This window comes from Streptomyces sp. NPDC107538 (genome assembly GCF_055657445.1).
On sequence record NZ_JBVKAY010000007.1, the window covers coordinates 321,732 to 344,143 of the forward strand.

Sequence of the window (22,412 nt, forward strand, 5' to 3'; positions counted from 1 at the left end):
TATGCCATCCGGGGGAATGCCGGACGGCCGACCGGAGGTGTCTGCGCCCGGATGTGTTTGCCTGAGCGGTGAACGGCAACGCGGTCTGCATGAATCGACCGAACAAGGACCCGAACGAGAACTCCGCGTCCGCCGAGACGGCCGCGGCCAAGGCCCGCCGGACCGCCGGCAAGGCGACGGCACCGGCCACCGAGGGCGCGAAGACCGCCGCGATCAAGGTGGACGACGCGGCGTCGTCCACCAAGTCCGGGGCCGGACACGCGGCCGACGCGACCAAGCGGGCCGCCGACACCACCAGCAGCGCCGTGCACAGCGCGGTCAAGGGCGTCGATGTGGGGCGGCAGGCGGTCGTCCAGGCCTCCGGGCAGGTGGCCGCCACCGCGAAGACGGCCATGACCGTCATAGCCCACCGCAAGCTCGTCGCCGCCGGTGTGGGCGCCGGCCTGACCGCCCTGACCGCCGCCTCCTACGCGGTCGGCCGCCGCTCGGGCCGCCAGGTCCACGGCGGCCCGCTCACCCGGCTCACCGGCGGCCGGATCTGACGCGCCACGGGGGTCGTCCGGGGGTAAGCCGCCGGACGACCCCCGGCCGGCGTCCTACCAGCGCCCTTCCACCTGCTCCTTGATCCGGCGGTCGTACAGCTCCCGGATCGCCGTGAGCGTCTCGCCGGACAGCTCCGGCAGCGCGGCGGCGGCCGCGTTGGCGCGGGCCTGCTCGGGTGTGCGGGCGCCCGGGATGACCGTCGTGACGCCCGGCAGCTGGATGATCCAGCGCAGCGCCAGCTGGGCCGGGGTGAAGCCCTCGGGAGCGAGCGCCGCGAACTCGACGGCCGCCTCGACGCCCGTGCCGTAGTCGACGCCGGAGAACGTCTCGCCCTGGTCGAAGGACTCGCCGTGCCGGTTGTAGGTGCGGTGGTCGTTCTCCGCGAACACCGTGTCCTTCGTGTACTTGCCCGACAGCAGACCCGAGGCCAGCGGCACCCGCGCGATGATCGCGACGCCCGCCTTCTCGGCCGCCGGGAGCACGTCCAGGAGCGGCTTCATCCGGAACGGGTTCAGGATGATCTGCACGCTCGCCACGTTCGGCCGGGCGATCGCCGTCAGCGCCTCGGCACAGGTCTCCACGCTCACGCCGTACGCGGCGATACGCTCCTCCTCGACCAGGGTGTCGAGGGCGTCGAACACCTCGTCCGAGGAGTAGACCGGCGTGGGCGGGCAGTGCAGCTGGACCAGGTCGAGGCGGTCCACACCGAGGTTGCGGCGGGACCGGTCGTTCCAGGCCCGGAAATTGTCGAGGACGTAGTTCTCGGGGATCTGGTCCACGCGACGGCCCATCTTCGTCGCGATGAACACGTGGAGATCGGGCCTGCTCCGCAGGAACGTGGCGATGGTCTGCTCGCTGCGCCCGTCGCCGTAGACGTCCGCCGTGTCGAAGAAGGTCACCCCCGACTCGGCCGCCGCCTCCAGCACCGCGAGGGCTTCCCTGTCGTCGACGTCTCCCCAGTCGGCGCCCAGCTGCCAAGTGCCGAGACCGACCACGGACGCGTGCTGACCCAACCTACCGAATGCGCGTTCTTCCATGGCGTCAGTCTGTCACCTGTTCCCCGTGGTCAATGAGGGTAGGCACGCGGTGGGCGCTGCCGGGGCAGCTCGTCCCGGAACTCCGCGACGACCGAGCTGATCTGCCGGGTCAGTTCGGTTTTCTCCAGCTGGTCGAGGTAGAGGTTGCGCCGCGCGAGTCCCACCGCGTCCACACAGAAGTAGAGCGCCATCAGCGGGTTGACGAACAGCTCGCCGCCACGGGTCCGTTCGGTGAACCGGACGTCGCCGAACTCGCCGCGCACGGCCGCCGCGACGGAGCCGTTGACGATGCTCGGGTGGGTCGGCGTGCACGCCTGCGCGTGGGCCACCGCGTCCAGGTAGAGCGCGCCCTCACGGCTGTCGCGCGGCAGCGAGAAGGCGCCCAGATAGGCGCCGTCGCGGTCCAGCGCGGCCAGGTTCTCCAGGACCAGCGAGTGGTTGACCCCGTGGTAGGCGTCCACGCCGAAGCCCAGGCAGGCCACGAGCCGTTCCGGTATGTCGTCGAGACCGGCGACGGCACCCAGGCTCGCCATGTCCTCCTCCGGTGTGCCGAGCCCGTGCTCGTCCCCGCGCATCAGGATGTCGGTGCCGCCGTCCACCAGCACGACGGCGTCCACCCCGCCCAGATGCCCGATCAGCGCCCGATAGGCCGCCCGCAGGGGCGCCACACCCGTCCGGGACAGCGCGTACACCGTGCTGGGCAGCCCGTGCAGATCCAGCCACCGAGCGAGGGTGTGCTCGGGGAAGTAGTCGCCCCGGAACGTGGTTTCGGGACCGATGGCGGCGACGTCCGCCTCCAGCCACACGTCCAGGCTCAGGCCGTACAGATCGGCGAACGAGAGGTTGGCGAGATGGACCTCCTTGCCCGCCGACCGCAGGGCGAGGGCCAGCGGCAGACCGGCGTAGACGTCGAAACCGCCGCCGGCACCGGCGATGAGCACGCGCCGCGCGTCACGCAGGCGTGTGAAGAACGGGGGCTGCTGGAGAGAGAACACCCGGGGGAAATTAACAGGGCGCCGGGTGAGGCGCGCACGATTTACGGGGGCCGGGCGACCCGTTACCGTACCGGTCAGTAACTGGATGGCTCCGGACAGGACCGGACCGCACCGCAGGAGGCCCCATGCCGCAGCTCGAAGTCGACGGCGCCGCGCTGACGTACGACGACGAGGGCCCCCGCGACGGCGACGGCGTGCCCCTGGTGTTCGTCCACGGCTGGACCGCGAACCGCCGCCGCTGGGACCACCAGGTCGCGCACTTCGCCGGGAAGCGCCGGGTGATCCGGCTCGATCTGCGCGGGCACGGCGAGAGCGGCGGCGCCGGGGTGCGCACGATCGAGGAGCTGGCGCGGGACGTGCTCGCCCTCCTCGACCATCTGGAGATCCAGCGGTTCGTCCTGGTCGGCCACTCCATGGGCGGCATGATCTCCCAGACCATCACCCTCGCCCACCCCGAGCGGGTGGAGCGCCTGGTGCTGGTCAACTCCATCGGCCGCATGACCTACAGCCGGGGCCGCGGCCTGCTGATGGCGGCCTCCACCCGCGTCCCGTTCAAACTCTTCGTCGCCACCAACATCCAGCGGGCCTTCGCCCCGGGCTACCCCCGCGAGGAGATCCGGGAGTACATCCGCGCCTCGGCGGCCACCCCGCGCGAGGTCGTCATGACCCTGTACGGGGCCATGCGCGCCTTCGACGTCCTCGACCGTCTCGGCGAGATCAGCACCCCCGTCCTCCTCGTGCACGGTTACCACGACATCCAGCTGCCCGTCTCCCAGATGCTCCGTATGGCCAAGGCCTGCCAGGACGCCGAGGTGCGCATCCTGGACGCCGGTCACGAACTCCCCGTGGAGAAGCCGGCGGAGCTGACCGCCACCCTGGACCGCTTCCTCACCGGCTCCCGGGTCTGAGCCCGCCGCCGACCGAGGAGCCGAGGCCGCCGAGGGAGCGGAACCACCCGGCCACGGCATCGACGACCGCCCGGGTCCGGGACAGGCGGCCGATGTCCGCGGCCAGGGACAGGGCCGCGCCCGTCCACGCGAAGCCGAAGGACCACACGGACAGCCACTCGCACAGGTACAGGGGCGTGATCAGCCAGTCGTCGCCCACCTTCGTGGCCGCCGCGGCGGCGGCCAGCGCCATGAAGACGAGGATCAGCACCCCGGCCACCAGATAGGGGCGCCGCGCGTACGGCCGGTCCTCGATACCGGGCGCCCGGTACATGGAGAGGCAGAACGCCGCCATCGCCGTCAACAGGGCGACGGCGAAGACCTGGTGGAACACGGAGACCGTCTGCTGCCCCGAGTCGCCCCCGGACCCCGGCGCGGTGGGGAAGAGGGCGACCCCCAGGGCGCAGGTGCCGGCGACGGTGCCCAGGACGTCGTTGAACCGGTCGAACCGGTAGACGATCAGGAAGATCCCGAGCGCGCACAGGGCGCCGACGAAGATGTCACGGGTGCTCGTGTGGTACGCGCCGCTCATCGAACCGGGCCAGGCGTCCTCACCGGTCCGGCCGTCGAGCCGCGCCGCGATCCAGTTGCCGATCGGCAGCGCGAGGGGGAGCAGGACACCGATGATCCCGACCCCCAGGCGCAACCGCATGACCGTCCGCGCGTCCTGGTCCTTCTTCCGGGCCGCCGCCCCGGGCCGCAGGGGCTCGGCGGCGTCCCCGTCCGTCACGCCCACGGGCACCTCCTCACCGACACACGCGAGGCGAAGCCGTGCCCGCCACCGGACGATGTCCGGTATCGGTCGAACGCAAACTCGAACGCGGGGCGCCGAGTTGGGCCCGTCAGCCCGTCAACTGCCCCTCGGCGGCCACCAGTAGCTCCGTCACCCGCAGCGCGAACGCGGCGTCACACGGATGCGGACGCCCGGTACGGACCGCCGCCACCAGCGCGTCCCCCGCCCGTACGAGAGCCGGTACGGCACCTTCGTCGGTCGTGGGCAGCACGGTCGTCCCGGCCCGGCCGCGCAGCTCGACCGTGGCGCCGGACGCCGCGGGCGGAGCGGTCAGGCTGAGGGTGAGCGTGCTGGACGCCCCGCCGGTGTGCAGCAGGACCAGATGGACCGTGTCCTTCGGACCGCGCACGGCGGCGGCCACCTTCTCCACATCGCCGAGGACCGGCAGCAGCACGGACAGGGCGTGCGGGCCCACGTCCCACAGCCCGCCCTTCTCCCGCCGCCACGGCGAGTCCGCGAACGGGCTGTCGCTCTCCTCGTCGAACAGCGACCCGAACCACTCCGCGCGGCCGGTGAACCAGCCCCCGCGGGCGGCCTGTTCGGTGATCCACGCGTCGATCTCGGTCTGGAAGCGGGAGGTGAAGAACACGACGGAGGCGACCTGGGCCTCCTCGACCGCCGCGACGACGGCCCGTCCCTCCTCGACGTCCATCGCGAGAGGCTTGTCCAGCAGCAGATGGCAGCCCGCCCGCGCGGCCCGCGCCGCCAGCGGTGCCTGCACGGACGGCGGCAGCGCCACGGCGACCGCGTCCACATCGGCGAACAGGGCGTCCACGTCCTCGTAGACGGCCGGCCCGCCGTGCCGGTCGGCGAGTTCCTTGGCCGCCTCCGGGCGCCTGCCCCACACCCCCACGAGGTCCAGCTCCTGGTGCGCGCTCAGCGCGGGGGCGTAGGCCATCTCGGCCCACGGTCCGGTTCCGAGCAGTCCGATACGCATGTGTAGGTCTCTCTTTCACGACCGTCAGGGCAGCGCCTGTTCGGTCCAGATGGTCTTGCCGGTGGGCGAGTAGCGGGTGCCCCAGCGCTGGGTGAGCTGGGCGATGAGGTACAGGCCGCGGCCGCCCTCGTCGGTCGTGGCGGCGTACCGCAGATGGGGCGAGGTGTGACTGCTGTCGGTGACCTCGCAGATCAGCTGCCGGTCGTGGATCAGGCGCACCCGGATGGGCCCGCCGCCGTACCGGATGGCGTTGGTCACCAGCTCGCTGAGGATCAGCTCGGTGGTGAACTCCAGCTCCTCCAGGCCCCACGCGGTCAGCTGCCGGGTGGCCTCGGCGCGCGCCCGGCGGACCGCCGCGGGGTCGTCGGGCACCTCCCACTCCACGACGCGGCCCGAGTCCAGCGCACGGGTGCGGGCCACGATCAGCGCGATGTCGTCGCTCGCCCGGCTCGGCGGCAGCGCGTTCAGTACGGCCTCACAGGTGCCCTGCGGCGAGGGGTCGGACCCGGCCAGCGCGGTACGCAGCACTTCGAGACCGGCGTCGATGTCCCGCTCCCGGTGCTCGACCAGCCCATCGGTGTACAGCACCAGCCGACTGCCCTCGGCGAGCTCCAGCTCCGCCGTCTCGAACGGCAGCCCGCCCAGGCCCAGCGGCGGACCGGCCGGTACGTCGGGGAAGTCGACCGTGCCGTCGGGCCGGGCCACCGCGAGCGGCGGATGACCGGCGCGGGCGACGGTGCAGCGCCGTGAGACCGGGTCGTAGATCGCGTACAGACAGGTCGCCCCGGTGATCGGCGCGGTGCCGTCGAGCACGGCCTCGTCCTGGTCGATCCGGCTGACCATCTCGTCCAGCAGCCCGAGGATCTCGTCCGGCGGCAGATCCAGCGCGGTGAAGTTGTGGACCGCCGTGCGCAGCCGCCCCATCGTGGCCGCCGCGTGCAGCCCGTGGCCCACGACATCGCCCACGACGACCGCGACCCGGGTCCCGGACAGCGGCAGGACGTCGAACCAGTCCCCGCCCACCCCGGCCTGCGCGGGCAGATAGCGGTAGGCGACGTCCAGGGCGCTCTGCTCGGGCAGGTTGCGCGGCAGCAGGCTGCGCTGCAGGGTCTCGGCCATCGTGTGCTCGCGGGTGTAGCGGCGCGCGTTGTCGATGGAGACCGCCGCACGGGCCACCAGCTCCTCGGCGAGGGCCAGCTCCTCCTGGTCGAACGGCTCCGGCTTCTCCGAGCGCCAGAAGTTGGCGACCCCCATCACCAGCTGGCCCACCCGCAACGGCACGGTGATCAGCGAGTGGATGCCGTACTCGACGACCTGCGCGGACCGCTCCACGTCCTGGGCCTGCCAGCCGGTGGCCCGGCTGAGGTCGGCCACCAGGGTCGAGCTGTGGCTGTCGATGCTGCGGGCCTGCGGCGAGGAGGCGACCAGGTCGATCCGCTCGCCCACCTTGTACAGCGGGGCGTCCTTGCGGATCCCGCACACCGCCGTGCGCCGCAGCGTCGTGGCCGTCTCGGGCTCGTCGCCGCTGAGCGCGGCCGGCGCCAGGTCCACGGTGACGAAGTCCGCGAACCGGGGGACGGCCACCTCCGCCAGCTCCTCGGCGGTACGCGTGACGTCCAGGCCGGTGCCCACGCCCACTCCGGCGTCGTACAGCAGCCGCAGCCGCTCCCGGGCGGCCTCAGCGCGGCCGGACAGGGCGCGCAGCTCGGTGGAGTCGCGGAGCGTGGCGACACTGCCGGAGGGCTCGCCCTGCAGATCGGTGGCACGCTGGTTGACGGCGATCAACCGGTCGCCCACGAGATGCACCTCGTCGTTGGCGACGCGCCCCGAGGCCAGCAGATCGGCCATGTGCGGTTCGAGGCCCAGGGCGAGCACGTCCTGTCCCTCGGCGTCCGGGGGCAGGTCGAGCAGCCGGTGCGCCTCGTCGTTGGCGAGGAGCAGCCGGCCCCCGCCGCCGACGATGATCACGCCCTCGCGTACGGCGTGCAGCACCGCGTCGTGGTGCTCGTACATGCGGGTCATCTCGGACGGGCCGAGGCCGTGGGTCTGGCGCAGCAGCCGCTTGCTGACGAGCGCCGTGCCCGCCGTGGCGAGGAGGAGGGCCGCCGCGGCGGCGGCCAGCACCAGGGGCAGCTGCTGCTCCGCGACGCCGCCCACGTTCTCGGTGGTGATCCCGGCTGAGACCAGGCCCACCACCTTGCCGTCGGGGTCCTTGACCGGCACCACGGCCTGGACGAGGGGGCCGAGGGTGCCGTCGATGTCCTCGGTGAAGGACTCGCCCTTCAGCGCGGGTTCGAGGCTGCCGACGAACTTCTTGCCGATGCGGTCCGTCTTCGGATGGGTGTAGCGGATCCCGTCGGTGTTCATCACGACGATGAAGTCGACCTTGGACTGGATCCGGGCGGCCTCGGCCCTCGGCTGGAGGATCGCCGTCGGATCCTCGGCGTCCAGCGCCTCCCGGGTGCCCGGCGCGTTGGCGAAGGTCTCCGCCACGGCGAGCGAACGGTTGTGCGCTTCCTTGGTGCTGTCGTGCCGTACCTGCAGGACCAGCGCCACCACGGCCGACACGACCAGGACCAGCACGATCACCACCTGCAGCAGGAAGACCTGCCCGGCGACACTGCGTCCGCTCAGCGCCGACCGCAGCCCCGCGAGCGGACCCCAGCCGTGCCCCGGCTCCCGGCTTGCGCCGCCGTCGGATCCGTGCACCGCCCGCCGGGCGCGGTCGTCCCGGCCCTGCGCAGGCCGGCTCTGGGGACGGCGGGTCGATTGAGAGCGAGATCGACCCAGGAGACGGACCATGTGCCCATGTCTACACTGCCCCGCGCCCGGAGGCGAGAGGGGATCACGCACTGTCACGGCCGATGCCGTCGACCGCACGATCCGTGAGCCGCCCGGCAGCGCTGTGACCACCTGTGACGTGCCGCTTCCTATGAGATTCCCATGAATTCACGAGTCGTTTGAACAGATCGCGGTCCGGCTCCGTATTTGGCTGGGGTTTTCCCTGCCCGGATTCCGACCGAGACGTGTAGGAGCTGTCCGTGGGACGCACCACCAGGCGCAGACGCCCATCTGGAGCACGGCGCGCGACCTCTGCCGCGATCGCGCTGATCTTGGGCGGGGGCGGGCTCGTGGCCGTCAACGTCTACGCGTCGGCCACCGAGGAGGGGCCGGCGGACGACACCGTCGAACAGGTCAACTCGGCTGCCGGCACGATCGACTGCCCGGATGTCGGGGCCGAACTGACGGAGGTGCCCGAGGAGGCCCGGCCGGGGGTCGACAAGGAACTCGCCGCCCTGGACCAGCAGATAGCCGAGGCCTACCAGCGGCTGCAGAACTCCCAGCAGGCCCAGCGGCAGGACAGCGGGTTCGCCGACAACGCGATCATGAACCCGCTGAAGGAGAAGCGGGCCGCGACGATCGAGCGGATCGCGATCGCCGTCGATCGCGTCGGCGACCGCCCCGACGGCCTCGACTCCCTCGCGGCCTGTGAACTGCGGCCCGCCGAGAACCAGAACGGCGAGAACGGTGGAGAGGAGAATGCCGGGGACCAGGGCGGCGGTGACCAGAACGGCGGGGACGGTCAGGGCCAGGGCGACCAGGGCGACCAAAACGGTCAGGGCGATCAGCAGGGGCAGCCGGGCAACGGCGGTCAGGCCGGCAACGGGCCGGTGGCCGCGGACTACGCCGACATCAAGTCCCTCCAGCCGAACGCCGGTAACCGCGGTGGACAACAGAACGGCTCCACCGGCTCCTTCACCACCGCCTGCGGCGTGAACGCAGGCGGCCTGTTCAACTCGGACAACGTCATCGTCGCCCCCGGCGTCTCCAACGGCGCCCACCACTTCCACGACTACGTCGGCAACCAGGGCAACAGCGCCTTCGCCAGTGACGAGGACCTCGCCGCCGCCGACACCAGCTGTGAGAACCAGGGCGACAAGTCCTCGTACTTCTGGCCCGTGATCCGCCTCCAGAACGGCACCGCCGAGCAGGACGCCAACGCTCCCGGTGGCGGCATCGAGGGCAACGCCGGTGAGATCGTGACCCCCAAGGCGGTCACGATGAGCTTCGAGGGCAGCCCGCGCGGCGACGTCACGGAGATGCCGCGGCTGCTGCGCATCATCACCGGCGACGCCAAGGCCTTCGTCAACGGCCCGGCCAACGCCAACGCGTCCTGGAGCTGCACCGGGTTCGAGGACCGGCAGCTGAAGGACAAGTACCCGCTCTGCCCGCCCGGCAGCGACGTCGTGCGCACCTTCGAGTTCCAGAGCTGCTGGGACGGCCGCAACATCGACAGCGCCAACCACCGCACCCACGTGGCGTTCGCCGCGGCGGACGGCAGCTGCGCCAACGGCTTCAAGGCCATCCCGCAGCTGGTCCAGCGCATCGTCTACGACGTCGACGCCCCGAGCCTCCAGGACGGCGGCCGTACGACGCCGCTGTTCGCCGTGGACTCCTTCCCCGAGCAACTCCACAAGCCCGTAACCGACCACGGCGACTTCATCAACGTCTTCGAAGAGGACCTGATGCGGACGATGGTGGACTGCATCAACGACGGCCGCGAGTGCGACGCGGCGGACGTGGGCGGCGACGAGGGTGACGGCGGCGACCAGGGCAATGGCGGCGACGAGGGCAACGGCGGCCAGGGCAACGGTGGCCCGGGCAACGGTGGCGACCAGGGCGGCGACACCGGTCAGGGCGACGGCCAGGACCCGGGCCAGGACCAGCCCGGTGACGACCAGCCGGGCGACGACCAGGGCCAGGAGCAGCCGGGCAACGACCAGGGCCAGGACGACGGTCAGGACCAGGGCGACGGCCAGGGCCAGGACCAGGACGACGACACCGTCGAGCCCAGCGAGACCGCTCAGGCCCCCGACACCGGGGATGACCAGGCGGACCAGGGCGGCGACAAGGAGCCCCAGGTCCTCGGCTCGGCGAAGTCGACCCAGCGCGGGAACGCCGCCGGGGACGAGGGCGGCGACCAAGGCGCGGACGACGCCGGGAACGACGGCGACGACGTGGCCGCCCCGGCGCAGACGACGCCTCCCGCCGCCAACTTCCCGTCGCCCGCCGGGCAGAACGGCTCGCAGGGGTCGCAGTCGGCGACGGGCAGCCTCGCCGAGACCGGTTCGCAGCTGTGGCCGGCGATGATCGGCGGCGTGGCCGTGCTCGCCGGTGTCGTGCTGCTCCGCCGGGTCAGGCGCGGAGGCTACTGACCGGGCACGCATCGTCACAAGCCCGCCGGACGCCGTTCCCCCCACTCCGCCAACCTTGTTAGTTTGAGCGGGAATTGATCCTGTATCAGCCGAGCGGTCGGGGCGGAGCATGGCGGAGGGCGGGGCCCGGCGGCTGCGGTGGCCGCCGCCGGGCGACATGGCGGCGGCCGGCGTGCTGCTCGTGGCCATGCTGGCCGTACGGCTGGGCCCGGGTGAGGAACCCACCGGTTCCCTGCCCTGGGCGACGGCCCTCGGCGTGGTGATCGCCGGAGGTCTGGCGGTGCGGCGCAGCGCTCCCCTGACCGGGTACGTGGTGGGTACGGCCGCGCTCGTCGCCGAGGCGTCGGGGGTGGGCCCCGGCGAGTTGACACCGGTCGCGAACCTCATCGGCGTCCACTCGCTGGGCCTGTACGCGAGTCCGCGCCGGGCCGTGCTCGGCGCGCTCCTCGTCCCGTTCGGCGTGTTCGCCCACTTCGCGCCGAAGGACGACTCGTGGGTGACGCAGGCCGCGGTCGTCCTCGTGTGGCTCCTGGTCTGGGCGGCGGGCTGTGCCACGGCCCGGCACCGCCGAGAGACGGCGGAACTGCGGCGACTGCTGCGCCGCGAGACGGTCGTCGCCGAACGGGTGCGCATCGCTCGGGAGTTGCACGATGTCGTCGGCCACTCGGTCAACGCCATGCTGGTCCAGGCCGGCGCCGGCCGCATGGTGCTCGACACCGACCCGGACCGCACCCGCGACCTGCTGATGAGCGTCGAACGCACCGGCCGGGACGCCCTCGGCGAACTCGACCGCCTCCTCGGTGTCCTGCGCGCCGACGACGACGGCGCCCCCACGGTGACGGGCGGGCGCTCCGCCTCCCCGGACCCGGGGGACCCGGACCCCGACGACCTGGACCCCGGCCATCTGGACCGGCTCGTGCGCCCCATGGCGGACGCGGGCATGGACGTACGGCTGCGGATCGAGCCGGAGACGCTCGTCCTGCCGGGTCCGCTGCGGCTGTCCGTCCACCGCATCGTCCAGGAGGCGCTGACGAACGCCCTGCGTCACGGCCACGCCCGCTCCGCCGAGGTGACGGTCCGCAGACAGCGCTGGGGCGACGCGGTGCTCGTCCGGGTCGTGGATTGCGGCGAGGGGCCGCCTCCCGCCTACCGGCCGGGGCGCGGGCTGCGGGGCATCGGCGAACGGGCCGCCGCGCTGGGCGGCACGGTGGCCCACGGCCCGGCGGCCGACGGCGTCGGCTTCACCCTCACCGTCGAACTGCCGCTGCCGTGACCGCCACCCGCCCCGCCGCCATGAGCGGCCCTCCCGCCGCCCCGCCCGTCCGGGTCCTGCTCGCCGACGACGACGCCCTGCTGCGCACCGGCGTCGCGGTGACGCTCGGAACCGCCCCGGACCTGGAGGTCGTCGGGGAGGCCGCCGACGGGGTGCGGGCCGTGGACCTGTGCCACGCGCTGACCCCGGATGTCGTGCTGATGGACGTACGGATGCCGGGCGTCGACGGCATCGAGGCCACCGCCCGGATCGTCGCGGCGGGCCTGGCCGCCCGTGTCCTCGTCCTGACGACGTTCCCCGACGACGCGTACGTGTGGCGGGCGTTGCGGGCCGGAGCCAGCGGCTTCCTGCTCAAGCGGGCCGCGCCCGAGCGGCTCATCGACGCGGTGCGGACGGTCGCCGCCGGGGACACCCTGCTGGACCCGTCGGTCACCCGTGCCCTCGTCGAGCGCTTCGTCCTCGACGGCCGCACGGGCCGCACCGATCCGGACGCGGGGGACCGTGCCCGGCTGCGCGGGCTCACCGCACGGGAGGCGCAGGTGCTGCGCCTGATCGCCGAGGGGCTGTCCAACGCGGAACTCGCCGACCTGCTCGGAATCGCCGAGTCCACCGCCAAGACCCACGTCAAGCGCATCCTGCACAAGATCGACGCCCGCGACCGGGCCCAGGCCGTGGTCCTGGCGTACCGCTCCGGCCTGATGGAACGACGGGACGACCGCCCGGCCCCCGGCTTCGGCTGACCGCGCGGCCCTGGTCTCGGGCCCCGTACCCCCACAGGGGTACGTTCCCGCACCCCCGCAGGGGGACGCCCGGCTCGCTCCGCCGTCCTACGGTCGAGCCACTCGGCGGGAGGGGGAGCAGGAGATGAGCGCGATCGGTGCGGGGGCCGTGCCGGCGTCGGACGTGTGGCGTGCCGTACGACCGGAGGGCCGCTTCCAGCGGCTGCTGTGGTGGTGCGGGACGGCGCTGGTGGTCTCCGGCGCGGCGCACGGACTGGTGGCGGTGATCGACCAGGAGCCCTGGTGGGGACCGGTGTCCTGGCGCAAGCCGGTGGCGTTCGGGGTGTCCTTCGGGCTGCTGGTGTGGTCCGTGGTCTGGATCGTGAAGCAGATGCCCGCGCGCTGGTGGGTACGGTTCCCGGCGGCCCTGATCGTCCTCGTGAGCGTCCTGGAGGTCGGGCTCATCACCGCCCAGCGCTGGCGCGGCGTCGCGTCCCACTTCAACCAGGCCACGGACACCGACTCCGCGATCTGGTCCGTGATCGGCACCCTGATCCTGCCGCTGATCCTCGGCCTGGTCTGGCTGTTCGTCGCCGCGCTGATCCGGTTCGACGGCAGCGGGGCCGCGCGCGTCGCCGCGCTCGTCGGGCTGGCGGCCGTCCTGGTGGCCGGGTACATCGGCACCGACATGGCCGCCCTCGGGGAGGCCGCGTTCGACGACACCGGGCGGGTGCCGGACGAGGTGCTGTTCGGCGCGGCGGGCAGTGCCAAGCTCGCCCACGCCGCCGGACTGCACGGCATCCAACTGCTCGGCGTCCTCGCGATCCTGGCCGACGCGGGCCGTCTCCCGTCCCGCCGGGCGGCCACGATGCTGGCCCTGGCCTCCCTCGGCTACGCCGCCGCCTTCGGAGCGGTCACCGCGACCGCCTACGCCGGCCGCGCCCCGTACGACGCGACCGCGCCCTGGTGGATCGTGCTGGCGGCCGGTGTCCTCACCGTGGGCGCGGTGGCCGTCCATGTCCTGGCCCAGGCGTCCCCCGCCCGCCGCACCCCGGCTCCCGGACCGCCGGCGGAGAAGACCCCGCTCGCCGAGCGAACCGGACGGTGATCACGATAGGAAATCGATCTCCGCCCGCGCCCGAGAATCACCTGTCGCGGCATCGAGTTTCGGCCGTACACTGACAATTCGTAAGCATGCGGGTGGAGTTGACGGGGGGATCCGAGATGTCCGGGGATCAGTACGGGATAAGAGACCAGGACGGCTGGAGCCACAGCTACGTCGTGCCTCCGATGCCGCCGGGCCCGCCGCCCGGTCCGGCCGACGGCTGGCGGGCCGTAGGGGTGGGCCTGCTGAACCTCAGCGGTCTCGGTCTCGGCTACGCCCTGATGCGCCGCCCGCTCCTCACCCTGGTGTGCTGGGCCGCCACCGGCCTGCTGCTCTTCACGGTGCTGCCGGCCGACCCCGACGGCGTCTCGGGCGCGACCCTCACCGTCTACGGTCTGTTCCTCCTCCTCGCCGCGGCCCACGGCGCCTTCCTGGGCCTGCGCAACCGCGTGGTGTGGCCCGCGAAGTCCCCGCTCGCCATCGCGCTCGGCGTCCTCCTCCTCGGCGTACCGGTCGCGAGCGGTCTGCTGTACGAGAGCGCGCGGAAGGAAGCCGTCGAGGAGATGCTCCTGGAGCGGCTGGACAAGGCCGACGACCTGGTGAAGCAGGCGTCCGGCGAGGGGTTCTCCACCACGCAGTCCGAGTACCGCAGGGCCCTGACCGCCTACGACGACCTCAGCACCGACCACCCCGACTCCCGGGCCGCCGAGCAGGTCCCGGACCGGCTGAAGACCTTCTACTCGACGGTCGGCGCCCCCTTCGAGGAGCAGAAGTACTGCGACGCGGTCGCACCCCTCGAATACCTGCGCACGGTCCCGCAGACCGTGAGCAAGCAGGACCTCGGCTCGCTGGCCGGCTGGCCCGACGACCGGCTCGCCACCTCGCTGTACGAGTGCGCCTCCGACAGCCTGGCGGGCAACACAGCGGGCTGGCAGGACCAGTTCAGCGACCTGCTCACCACGTTCCCCGACTCGGACCAGGCGGCCAAGGTCGAACCCGACGTCAAGGCGGCCGTCGACAAGGCCGTCAAGGCCGTGGGTGGCGACGACCCGTGCACCGCCGTGGACCAGCTGGAGACGCTCGGCTCCCAGGTCAAGGCGCTGCCCGGGGACAAGGCGGGCGTGGCCGACGCCCTCGCCGCCGACGCCGGGAAGGCCGAGAAGTCCGCGTCCGCGGGCGTCTACACCTGCGGTGTGGACCAGTACAACGACGGTGACTTCGCCGAGGCGGTGACGTCGATGAACGACTTCGTCGACGCCAACAAGAAGCACAAGAACGCGCCGCGCGCGAAGAAGATAGCGATCGCCGCCGAGATCGCGCAGGAGGTCCCGGCCGCGGGCAAGAAGCTGCCCACCACCCGCTCCGGCGGCAGCATCTCCGTCACGGTCAAGAACGACAGCCCCGACGAGATCCAGGTCATGTACACCGGCCCGGTGACCGGCTCCTTCACCCTGAAGGGCTGCGGCAGCTGCACCAGCTACGACTGGAGCAGCACGCTGAACCCCAGTTTCAAGCCGTGCAACGGCAACGACAACTACCCGCAGCGCACGATCAGTCTGCCGGTGGGCACCACGTACTTCCTGCACAAGCCGAAGGGCGGCAGCGCGTCGAGCGCCGCCTCCGACACGGCCAAGCTGGAGTCGGGCTACATCTACACGGAGTGCGCCTATGTGACCTCGGGCCTCGGGGTGAACTCCTGACGCCCACCCGGTCACGGTGACCGCGGGGTCGCGGGGGCGGTCAGCCCCTGCGGCCCTCCACCCACCCGGCGACGTCGTCGAGGTCCTTGGCGACGGCCTTGCGGACGGCGCGGGCGCCGACGGGGCCCATGAGCTTGGCGAGGAGGCCCGCGACGGCACCGGTCGACTCCGCCGAGAACGTCATCAGGATCGTGGTCGACTCCGGTCCGTCGGCCCGCAGCTGCCACTGGGAGACATAGCGGGAGCCGTGCGACTCGGCCTCCACCACATAGCGCTCGGGCGGCTCGCTGACGGTCACCCACATCTCCTCGGTGGCGTCCTTGCCGAACATCCGGCGGGTCTCCCGCCATCGGGTGCCCACCCCGAAGCCCCCGTCCGTCAGGACCTCGACCCGCGTGACACCGCTGAGCATCCGGTCCATTCCGCCGAGGTCCGTGAGGGCCTCCCACACCCGGCCCTGAGAAGCGGCGACCCGCCGCTCGACTACGACACTTCTGCTGGTCATGACTCCCATGAAAGCACCGGGCACCGACACCCGCCCCAGGACGGCCACCGCCCCGGCCGGCACCCCAGGTTGCGTAGGCGGGGTGCGTAGATCTACGGACGACCGCGCGGGAGACGCTCTGACAGGCTGGGATCTTCAGGTGCGGCCGGGATCCCCGGGGCCGCATGGAAGGGATCGGGCCGCGGGTATTTCTCCTCTACGCGTTCGCACACCACATCCGGCCGCCCCGTCCGGCGGCCCCGCCGGGCGGGTTCCGCCCCCGCCGCCGCACCTCGTCCACCACGATCCGAGGAGAACCCGATGACCGAACGCCCCGAGGGTGCGCCGGCGCAACCACAGCCGCAGGACCAGCCGTCCGCGTCCCCCGCCTGGCCGCCCCCGGCCCAGCCCGGCCCGCAGGCGGCCTCGCCCCAGCCTGCCCTGCCCGCGGCACCCGCCGCGCAGTCCCAGCCGCAGACGCCCACACCGACCCAGGCGGAGATACCCCTCCCGGCGCAGGCGCAGGCGCAGGCGCAGGCGCAGACGCCCGCCCAGCCGGGCCCGACCGCCTACCCCTACCCGAATCCCCAGTCACCGCCCGGCTACGGCCCCCCGGCCGCTCCGGTACCGGCCCCGGCCCATCCGTACGGCCAGCCCGCCGGCGGCTATCCCCCGGGCGGATACCCGCCCTACGGCACCCCGCCCGCGACGGGCGCCGGCGGTCGCGCCGTGCTGTGGGCGCTGCTCGGCGCGGTGGTGGCCTCGGCGGCCTGGGCGGGCGGTGTCTTCCTGATCGGCAAGGACGACAGCGAGGCGGATCTGCGCGGCTACCAGGCCAAGTCCGACCTCTGCTCCTCGGTGGACTACTCGTCGTTCAAGAACGAGTACCCGGAGGAGGACACCGCCCCGGTGAACAACTCCCTGGAGCACGAGGCCCTCGACCAGGGCTACTGCAGCATCTCCCTCAAGGAGTCCTCGACCTCCTCGCTCTCCGACGCGTACTTCTCGGTTCAGATGGACCTGCACAAGAAGACCGACCCCGGGCCCGAGTTCACCGCCCTGTGGTCCGAGTACGACCAGCGCTACGACGACTACGAGGTGGACAAGGTGTCCGGCTTCGGCGACGAGGCGTATCTCGTCACCGAGGACACCACGTCCGGCGACGACAACAGCGGCAGCCGGTCGGCCACCCTCGCGGTGCGCGACGGCTGGATGACGTACGAGATGCGGTGGAGCGCCTACGGCTCCACCTACGACGACGTGAGCATGCCGGACGTCGACGACGTCGTGGAGTGGTTGAAGACCGACACCAACGCGACGCTCGACAACCTGCGGGAGTCCGACGGAATCTAGCCCCGCAGCGGAGGCGGGGCGCGTGTGCGCCGCCGCCTCCGGCCCCTCTCACACCCGAACAGGGCCGTTCCCGTCAGTCGTCCTTCGCCTTGGCGTAGTCCGTCGCCATCTGTCCGGCGAAGTCGTACAGCAGGACCTGCTCGTCGCCCACCACCCACGCGTCGTGTCCCGGCGGGCACACGAAGGCGTCGCCCGGTCCGACCTCGCCCTCACCACCGTCGTCCATACGGATGTGCATACGCCCCTGGACCACATAGCCGTTGTGGTGGACCTGGCAGCTCTCCGTGCCCGCGATGGGGCCGACGGACTCCGACCAGCGCCAGCCCGGTTCGAACGTGGCCACGGCGAAGTCGAGCCCGGTCAGGTGAACGGCTTCGAGGTGACCCCGTGGGAAATCACGCCGTTCGTCCGGCTTCTCGACCGTCTTGATCTCCAGCATGACGGCTCCTTCCGTTCCGTCCCACCTCCCCATCGTCCGCCTGTCAAGCCGGGGCCGCCAACCGGGGGATCGCTCCCGGTGGACGTGCCGGGCCCCGGGGAGCGTCGTGTAATGGGGTCCGGGAGATCGCTCCCGTGGGAGAGACGATGCGCTCAGGTCGTACCGGTGGGAAGGGCGGGGGAAAGGCCGAGGCGGGGCGGCTGCGAAGGCTCGGCGAGTGGTGCGCCCGGCACTTCGTGATCGTCATCGTCGCCTGGCTGCTCGCCCTCGCGGGCCTGCAAGTGCTCAACCACGCCTACGGCGGCGACTACTCGGACGACTTCGACCTCCCCGGCGTGCAGTCCACCAAGGGCCTGGACGTCCTGCAGGCGCACGACCCGGCGGTCGCCGGCTACAGCAGCCAGATCGTCGTCCACGACAAGGACAAGGCGCTCACCTCGCTCGGCTCCCCGATGTCCGACACGGTCGACGACCTGCAGAAACTGCCGCATGTGCTGTCGGTGCAGAACCCGCTCTCCACGCCCTCCGGCCAGTCGTCGCAGTCGTCGGGGCAGTCGCAGCAGCCGAACGTCGGCCCGCTCTCCTCCGACCAGAAGACGGCGTACATCACCATCCGCTTCGACGAGCAGCCCTCCACCCTCGGTGACGGCTATCTCCACGGCGTGGACGACTCCGTGCAGCCGCTGCGGTCGGCGGGCGCCGAGGTCGAGTACGGCGGACCGCTCGGCGAGCTGGCCCGGCCCGCGCCCGACGACCGGGTGAGCGAACTCATCGGGTTCGCGGTGGCGATCGTCGTCCTCCTCATCGGTTTCGGCAGCGTCATCGCGGCCGGACTGCCCCTGGTGACCGCGCTGTTGAGCGTGGTCGGGGGCCTGGCCTGCCTCGGGCTGCTGGCCTCCGCGTTCGTCTTCGCCACCGTCTCCCCGACCCTGGCCACGATGATCGGTATCGGCGTCGGCATCGACTACGCCCTGTTCCTGACCACCCGTCACCGGCAGAACCTGATGGACGGCGACGACCCGGTCCGGGCGGCCGGCCGCGCCGCCTCCACCAGCGGCCATGCCGTCCTCGTCTCCGGCTGCACGGTGATCGTGGCCCTCGCCGGGCTGTACGCGTCCGGCGTCAGCTTCATCGGCAAACTCGGACTGGCCGCCGCCGTGACCGTGGTCTCCGCGATCATCGGCGCCCTCACCCTGGTCCCGGCCCTGCTCGGCCTGATCGGCAGACGCATCGACCGCTACCACGTCCGCAAGCCCGTCGCCGAGACCGGCGCCGACGCGGGCGAGGAGATCACCGGCACCTGGCACCGCTACGCCCAACGCGTCGAACACCATCCGTGGCGGTTCCTGTCGGCCGGCGTCGCGACCGTCGCGATCCTCGCGATCCCCCTCTTCTCCATGCAGCTCGGCCACATCGGCGACGGCGCCGACCCCACGTCGTTCACCGACCGCCGCGCCTACGACCTGATGACCGACGCCTTCGGGCCGGGCTCCAACGGTCCGCTCACGATCGTCATCGACCAGACCTCGGTGCCGTCCTCGGACCGGCAGAGCCTGCAGAGCACCGCGCAGAAGAACCTCGACGCGGTCGAGGGCGCGTACGCGGTCACTCCGCTGACGCCCACCCAGGACGGGGACGTCCTCGTCGGCACGGTCTACTCCAAGGAGTCCCCGCAGAACGCCGACACCACGGACCTGACGAACCGCCTCGTCGACGACACCCTCCCCGCCTCGGTCTCCGGCACCGAGGCGAAGGGCTATGTCACCGGGACCACGGCCGCCCAGGTCGACTTCCGCGACATCGTGGCGGACCGGCTGCCCATCATCATCGCCGTGGTCGTCGGCCTCGCCTTCCTGATCATCCTCGCCGTCTTCCGCGGCCTGCTGGTCGCGGTGAAGGCGGCCGTCCTCAACGTCCTGTCCATCGCCGCCTCGTACGGCGTGGTCGTCGCCGTCTTCCAGTGGGGCTGGGGCGGACCCGCGCTGGGCGTCCACGGCAAGGTGCCCATCGAGAGTTACGTCCCGATGATGATGTTCGCCATCATCTTCGGCCTCAGCATGGACTACGAGATCTTCCTGCTCTCCCGGGTCCACGAGGCCTGGTCGCGCACCGGCGACGCCCGTGCCTCCGTGGCGCACGCGCTGGAGATCACGGCCCGGGTCATCAGCTGCGCCGCCCTGATCATGGTCAGCGTCTTCGCCGCGTTCATCGTCAGCGACAACATCGTGGTCAAGATGCTGGGCCTCGGTCTCGCCGTCAGCGTCCTCATCGATGCGACGGTCGTCCGGCTGCTCATGGTGCCCGCCGTGCTGACCCTCCTCGGCAGCCACGCCTGGTGGGTCCCGCGCTGGCTGGACCGGATCATGCCGCACATCGACGCCGAGGGGAGCACGGCAGAGCGGCCGGTCCCGCCCCCGCGGGACCGGCCGCTCAGTGGTCCATGACCGTCAGAACGTCAGCTTCCAGCTGTTGACGTAACCGGTGTCGAGGCTGGCCACGTCCTGGACCCGCAGCTTCCAGGTGCCCGCGGCGGTCTCGGAGGAGGCGTCCACCGTGTACGTCGCGACCACGTTGTCGGCCGAGTCGGACGACGAGGAGTTCTTCAGCCGGTACGCCGTACCGTCCGGAGCCACCAGGTCGACGACCAGGTCACCGCGCCAGGTGTGGACGATGTTCACATCCACGGTGAGCGCGCCGGACGCCGCTCCGGCCCGGTTGACGTTGATCGGGGACTCGACGGTGCCGTTGTCGGGGATCTGGTAGTCGGCGGTGTTCTCGAACACCGACTGGTTCCCCTCCTCGTCCACCCGCCAGGCGAAGCTCGCCGTACCGGTCTCGCCGGTCGCGTCCGTCACGGTGACCGTCGGCGTCCAGTTCCCGGCCGTGGTCGGGGTGCCCGAGACACGGCCCGTGGCGGCGTCGATCGACAGCCCGTCCGGCAGGCCGGTGGCCGCGTACGACAGGGCGCCGGCGTTGGTCGAGGAGGCCTGGACGTCCAGCGTGACGGCCTGACCGACCAGGGAGTACTGGGCGGCCGGCGGGACGACCGTGACCCCGTCGAGGATCCGGGCGCCGACGTTGATGCCGGCCCAGGCGTTGGCGGTGTTGTTGTACGTCACCGAGCCGAGCCCGTACAGGTCGGCGGCGGCCTGGAGGGTGGCGGTGCGGGCGCCCGCGTAGTTGGTGCTGGACGTCATGTACGTGGTGAGCGCCCGGAACCAGATCTTCTCGGCCGCGTCCCGGCCGATCGGTGTCACCGGCAGCCCGTCGTAGGTCGGCGAGTCGTAGGAGACGCCGTTGACGACCTTCGTGCCGCTGCCCTCGGAGGCCAGGTAGTACCAGTGGTTGGCCGGGCCCGAGGAGTAGTGGACGTCGATGTTGCCGAGGGTGGACGACCAGTAGTCGCGCGAGGAGCCGTCCTTGCTCGGGCGGTCCATGTAACGCAGCGGGGTGCCGTCGCCGTTGATGTCGATCTTCTCGCCGACGAGGTAGTCCCCGACGTCGCTCGCGTTGCCCGCGGCGAACTCGACGGCGGCGGCGAAGATGTCGGAGGTCGCCTCGTTCAGGCCGCCCGACTCACCGCTGTAGGTGAGGTTGGCGGTGACCGACGTCAGACCGTGCGTCATCTCGTGCGCGGCCACGTCGATCGAGGTGAGCGGGTTGGCGTTGCCCGACCCGTCGCCGTACGTCATGCAGAAGCAGGAGTCCTGCCAGAACGCGTTGACGTAGTTGTTGCCGTAGTGGACCCGGCTGTACGGCGCGACACCGTCGTTGCGCAGGCCGTTCCTGCCGTGCACGTTCTTGTAGTAGTCCCAGGTCAGCGCCGCGCCGTAGTGGGCGTCCGCGCCCGCCGTCTCCAGGTTGGCGGCGGTCCCGTCACCCCAGACGTCGTCGGTCCCGCTGAACAGCGTGCCCGTCCCGGACGAGCCGCGGTTCAGGTTGTACGTACGGTGGTTGCCCCGGTCCGCGTCGGTCAGCGTGTACGACGAGCCCGACTGGCTGGTGCCGAGCGTGACCGTGCCGCTGTAGCGGGTGTTGCCCGTGCCGGTGTGCACGGCCTCGTACTCGAACAGCTTCTTCCCGGTCTGCGCGTCGGTGATGACATGCAGCTCGCTCGGGGTGTCGTCGTGCTGGAAGCCGCTCACCACGGTCTCGTAGGCGAGGGTCGGCGTGCCCTTCGCGGCCCAGACGACCTTGCGGCTGCTGTCCGGAGCGGTCTTCGTGGACCCCTCCTCCTTCGCCGCCGCGAGCGCCTGCTTCTCGGCCGTGGCCTGGGTGACCTCGGGGCTGAGGTCGGACACCTTCAGCGTGGGCTTGTAGGCCCGGGTGACGCTCTCGACCGCGCCGGACTTGGCGGCGTGCACGACGAGGTCGCCGCCGAGGACGGGCAGCCCCGCGAAGGTGCGCTCGTAGCGCGTGTGCACGGTGCCGTCGGCGTCCTTGATGACATCGCGGACCCGCAACTCCTCCTGGCTGCCCAGGTCGAGGCGGTCTGCGGTCTTGTCGGTGGCCTTCTCGGCCGACCGTATGAGGGTCTCGCGCTGGGTGGGAGACAGCTTCGCGGGCAGTGCGCCGCGGTCGGGCTTCGCGGACACGGGACGGGCGGTGCCTTCGCCGCCGTCACCGCGTGCGATCGCGGGGGCGCCCGGGACGGCGACGGCGAGCATGGCCGCCGCGACGACGAGGGCGGCCGTGGCCGAGGTACGTCTGTGGGGGGTGGATCTCACGCGAACTCCTTTGCTGCGGCCGACGTTGGACGAACGGCCGTACGAAGGACCCGGTGCACGGGTCGAGGCACCGGGTGGGGCAGGGAGTGCTGCGATGCGGGTGCGCGTGCGCCGTCGTGAGACGGAGTGCGCACAGAGTGACAG

At 71.9% G+C, this 22,412-nt stretch carries 17 protein-coding genes; 9 read left to right on the forward strand and 8 right to left on the reverse strand.

The genetic code is table 11. The features are described 5' to 3' along the window. Nucleotides 1-89: 89 nt before the first annotated feature. Nucleotides 90-542, forward strand: a complete 453-nt coding sequence (locus tag ACZ7MG_RS26120; RefSeq protein WP_471380958.1) for a hypothetical protein — start codon at nt 90-92, stop codon at nt 540-542. Nucleotides 543-596: 54 nt separating this feature from the next. On the opposite strand, the gene ACZ7MG_RS26125 is transcribed toward ACZ7MG_RS26120, so the two are convergent. Both ACZ7MG_RS26125 and ACZ7MG_RS26130 read right to left on the reverse strand, forming a co-directional pair. Further along, nucleotides 597-1,580, reverse strand: coding sequence for an aldo/keto reductase (locus ACZ7MG_RS26125; protein WP_471380959.1), 984 nt, complete (start codon nt 1,578-1,580; stop codon nt 597-599). A 29-nt stretch (nt 1,581-1,609) separates the two neighbouring features. Next, nucleotides 1,610-2,575, reverse strand: a complete 966-nt coding sequence (locus tag ACZ7MG_RS26130) for a DUF1152 domain-containing protein (protein WP_471380960.1) — start codon at nt 2,573-2,575, stop codon at nt 1,610-1,612. Between the two features lie 125 nt (nt 2,576-2,700). Between ACZ7MG_RS26130 and ACZ7MG_RS26135 the strand changes: the two genes are divergently transcribed. Continuing rightward, nucleotides 2,701-3,483, forward strand: coding sequence for an alpha/beta fold hydrolase (locus tag ACZ7MG_RS26135; protein ID WP_471380962.1), 783 nt, complete (start codon nt 2,701-2,703; stop codon nt 3,481-3,483). Here ACZ7MG_RS26135 and ACZ7MG_RS26140 read toward each other — a convergent pair. The 3 genes from ACZ7MG_RS26140 to ACZ7MG_RS26150 form a co-directional block, all read right to left on the reverse strand. Then, nucleotides 3,464-4,258, reverse strand: coding sequence for a hypothetical protein (locus ACZ7MG_RS26140; protein ID WP_471380964.1), 795 nt, complete (start codon nt 4,256-4,258; stop codon nt 3,464-3,466). The genes ACZ7MG_RS26135 and ACZ7MG_RS26140 overlap by 20 nt on opposite strands. A gap of 106 nt (nt 4,259-4,364) precedes the next feature. Then, nucleotides 4,365-5,252 carry a Gfo/Idh/MocA family protein gene (locus ACZ7MG_RS26145; protein WP_471380965.1) on the reverse strand — a complete coding sequence of 296 codons (888 nt, stop codon included), beginning with the start codon at nt 5,250-5,252 and terminating at the stop codon, nt 4,365-4,367. 24 nt (nt 5,253-5,276) lie between these two features. Continuing rightward, the gene (locus ACZ7MG_RS26150; RefSeq protein ID WP_471380967.1) at nt 5,277-8,054 is read right to left on the reverse strand and encodes a SpoIIE family protein phosphatase; all 2,778 of its coding nucleotides are present in this window, start codon (nt 8,052-8,054) and stop codon (nt 5,277-5,279) included. Between the two features lie 329 nt (nt 8,055-8,383). On the opposite strand from ACZ7MG_RS26150, the gene ACZ7MG_RS26155 reads away from it, so the two are divergent. From ACZ7MG_RS26155 to ACZ7MG_RS26175, 5 genes are all read left to right on the forward strand, one after another. Then, a complete protein-coding gene (locus tag ACZ7MG_RS26155; protein ID WP_471381720.1) occupies nt 8,384-10,468 on the forward strand; it encodes a DUF1996 domain-containing protein in 2,085 nt (694 codons plus the stop codon). Between the two features lie 109 nt (nt 10,469-10,577). Continuing rightward, nucleotides 10,578-11,741, forward strand: coding sequence for a sensor histidine kinase (locus ACZ7MG_RS26160; RefSeq protein ID WP_471380969.1), 1,164 nt, complete (start codon nt 10,578-10,580; stop codon nt 11,739-11,741). A 20-nt stretch (nt 11,742-11,761) separates the two neighbouring features. After that, on the forward strand, nt 11,762-12,481 hold the full coding sequence (locus ACZ7MG_RS26165; protein WP_471381723.1) for a response regulator: 720 nt from the start codon (nt 11,762-11,764) through the stop codon (nt 12,479-12,481). Nucleotides 12,482-12,605: 124 nt separating this feature from the next. Further along, nucleotides 12,606-13,568, forward strand: coding sequence for a hypothetical protein (locus tag ACZ7MG_RS26170; protein WP_471380970.1), 963 nt, complete (start codon nt 12,606-12,608; stop codon nt 13,566-13,568). 116 nt (nt 13,569-13,684) lie between these two features. Then, nucleotides 13,685-15,265, forward strand: coding sequence for a hypothetical protein (locus ACZ7MG_RS26175; RefSeq protein WP_471380971.1), 1,581 nt, complete (start codon nt 13,685-13,687; stop codon nt 15,263-15,265). Between the two features lie 40 nt (nt 15,266-15,305). Here the strand turns inward: ACZ7MG_RS26175 and ACZ7MG_RS26180 are convergent, their stop codons facing one another. Next, complete coding sequence (locus tag ACZ7MG_RS26180) at nt 15,306-15,770, reverse strand: SRPBCC family protein (RefSeq protein ID WP_471380972.1); 465 nt, start codon at nt 15,768-15,770, stop codon at nt 15,306-15,308. 300 nt (nt 15,771-16,070) lie between these two features. Here ACZ7MG_RS26180 and ACZ7MG_RS26185 point away from each other — a divergent pair, with 300 nt between their 5' ends. Then, nucleotides 16,071-17,102, forward strand: a complete 1,032-nt coding sequence (locus tag ACZ7MG_RS26185; protein WP_471380973.1) for a hypothetical protein — start codon at nt 16,071-16,073, stop codon at nt 17,100-17,102. Between the two features lie 73 nt (nt 17,103-17,175). Here the strand turns inward: ACZ7MG_RS26185 and ACZ7MG_RS26190 are convergent, their stop codons facing one another. Further along, nucleotides 17,176-17,541: a cupin domain-containing protein gene (locus ACZ7MG_RS26190; protein ID WP_152173310.1), complete on the reverse strand. Its 366-nt coding sequence runs from the start codon at nt 17,539-17,541 to the stop codon at nt 17,176-17,178. A 146-nt stretch (nt 17,542-17,687) separates the two neighbouring features. Here ACZ7MG_RS26190 and ACZ7MG_RS26195 point away from each other — a divergent pair, with 146 nt between their 5' ends. After that, nucleotides 17,688-19,985, forward strand: a complete 2,298-nt coding sequence (locus ACZ7MG_RS26195; RefSeq protein ID WP_471380975.1) for an MMPL family transporter — start codon at nt 17,688-17,690, stop codon at nt 19,983-19,985. 3 nt (nt 19,986-19,988) lie between these two features. On the opposite strand, the gene ACZ7MG_RS26200 is transcribed toward ACZ7MG_RS26195, so the two are convergent. Beyond that, the gene (locus tag ACZ7MG_RS26200) at nt 19,989-22,268 is read right to left on the reverse strand and encodes a M4 family metallopeptidase (RefSeq protein ID WP_471380977.1); all 2,280 of its coding nucleotides are present in this window, start codon (nt 22,266-22,268) and stop codon (nt 19,989-19,991) included. Nucleotides 22,269-22,412 lie beyond the last annotated feature (144 nt).

Excerpts from the sequence above, each read along its gene's own strand:
- ACZ7MG_RS26120 (WP_471380958.1), top strand. The coding sequence starts at position 90 with ATGAATCGACCGAACAAGGACCCGAACGAGAACTCCGCGTCCGCCGAG.
- ACZ7MG_RS26125 (WP_471380959.1), bottom strand. The coding sequence starts at position 1,580 with ATGGAAGAACGCGCATTCGGTAGGTTGGGTCAGCACGCGTCCGTGGTC.
- ACZ7MG_RS26135 (WP_471380962.1), top strand. The coding sequence starts at position 2,701 with ATGCCGCAGCTCGAAGTCGACGGCGCCGCGCTGACGTACGACGACGAG.
- ACZ7MG_RS26145 (WP_471380965.1), bottom strand. The coding sequence starts at position 5,252 with ATGCGTATCGGACTGCTCGGAACCGGACCGTGGGCCGAGATGGCCTAC.
- ACZ7MG_RS26150 (WP_471380967.1), bottom strand. The coding sequence starts at position 8,054 with ATGGTCCGTCTCCTGGGTCGATCTCGCTCTCAATCGACCCGCCGTCCC.
- ACZ7MG_RS26160 (WP_471380969.1), top strand. The coding sequence starts at position 10,578 with ATGGCGGAGGGCGGGGCCCGGCGGCTGCGGTGGCCGCCGCCGGGCGAC.
- ACZ7MG_RS26165 (WP_471381723.1), top strand. The coding sequence starts at position 11,762 with ATGAGCGGCCCTCCCGCCGCCCCGCCCGTCCGGGTCCTGCTCGCCGAC.
- ACZ7MG_RS26170 (WP_471380970.1), top strand. The coding sequence starts at position 12,606 with ATGAGCGCGATCGGTGCGGGGGCCGTGCCGGCGTCGGACGTGTGGCGT.
- ACZ7MG_RS26175 (WP_471380971.1), top strand. The coding sequence starts at position 13,685 with ATGTCCGGGGATCAGTACGGGATAAGAGACCAGGACGGCTGGAGCCAC.
- ACZ7MG_RS26180 (WP_471380972.1), bottom strand. The coding sequence starts at position 15,770 with ATGACCAGCAGAAGTGTCGTAGTCGAGCGGCGGGTCGCCGCTTCTCAG.
- ACZ7MG_RS26185 (WP_471380973.1), top strand. The coding sequence starts at position 16,071 with ATGACCGAACGCCCCGAGGGTGCGCCGGCGCAACCACAGCCGCAGGAC.
- ACZ7MG_RS26190 (WP_152173310.1), bottom strand. The coding sequence starts at position 17,541 with ATGCTGGAGATCAAGACGGTCGAGAAGCCGGACGAACGGCGTGATTTC.
- ACZ7MG_RS26195 (WP_471380975.1), top strand. The coding sequence starts at position 17,688 with ATGCGCTCAGGTCGTACCGGTGGGAAGGGCGGGGGAAAGGCCGAGGCG.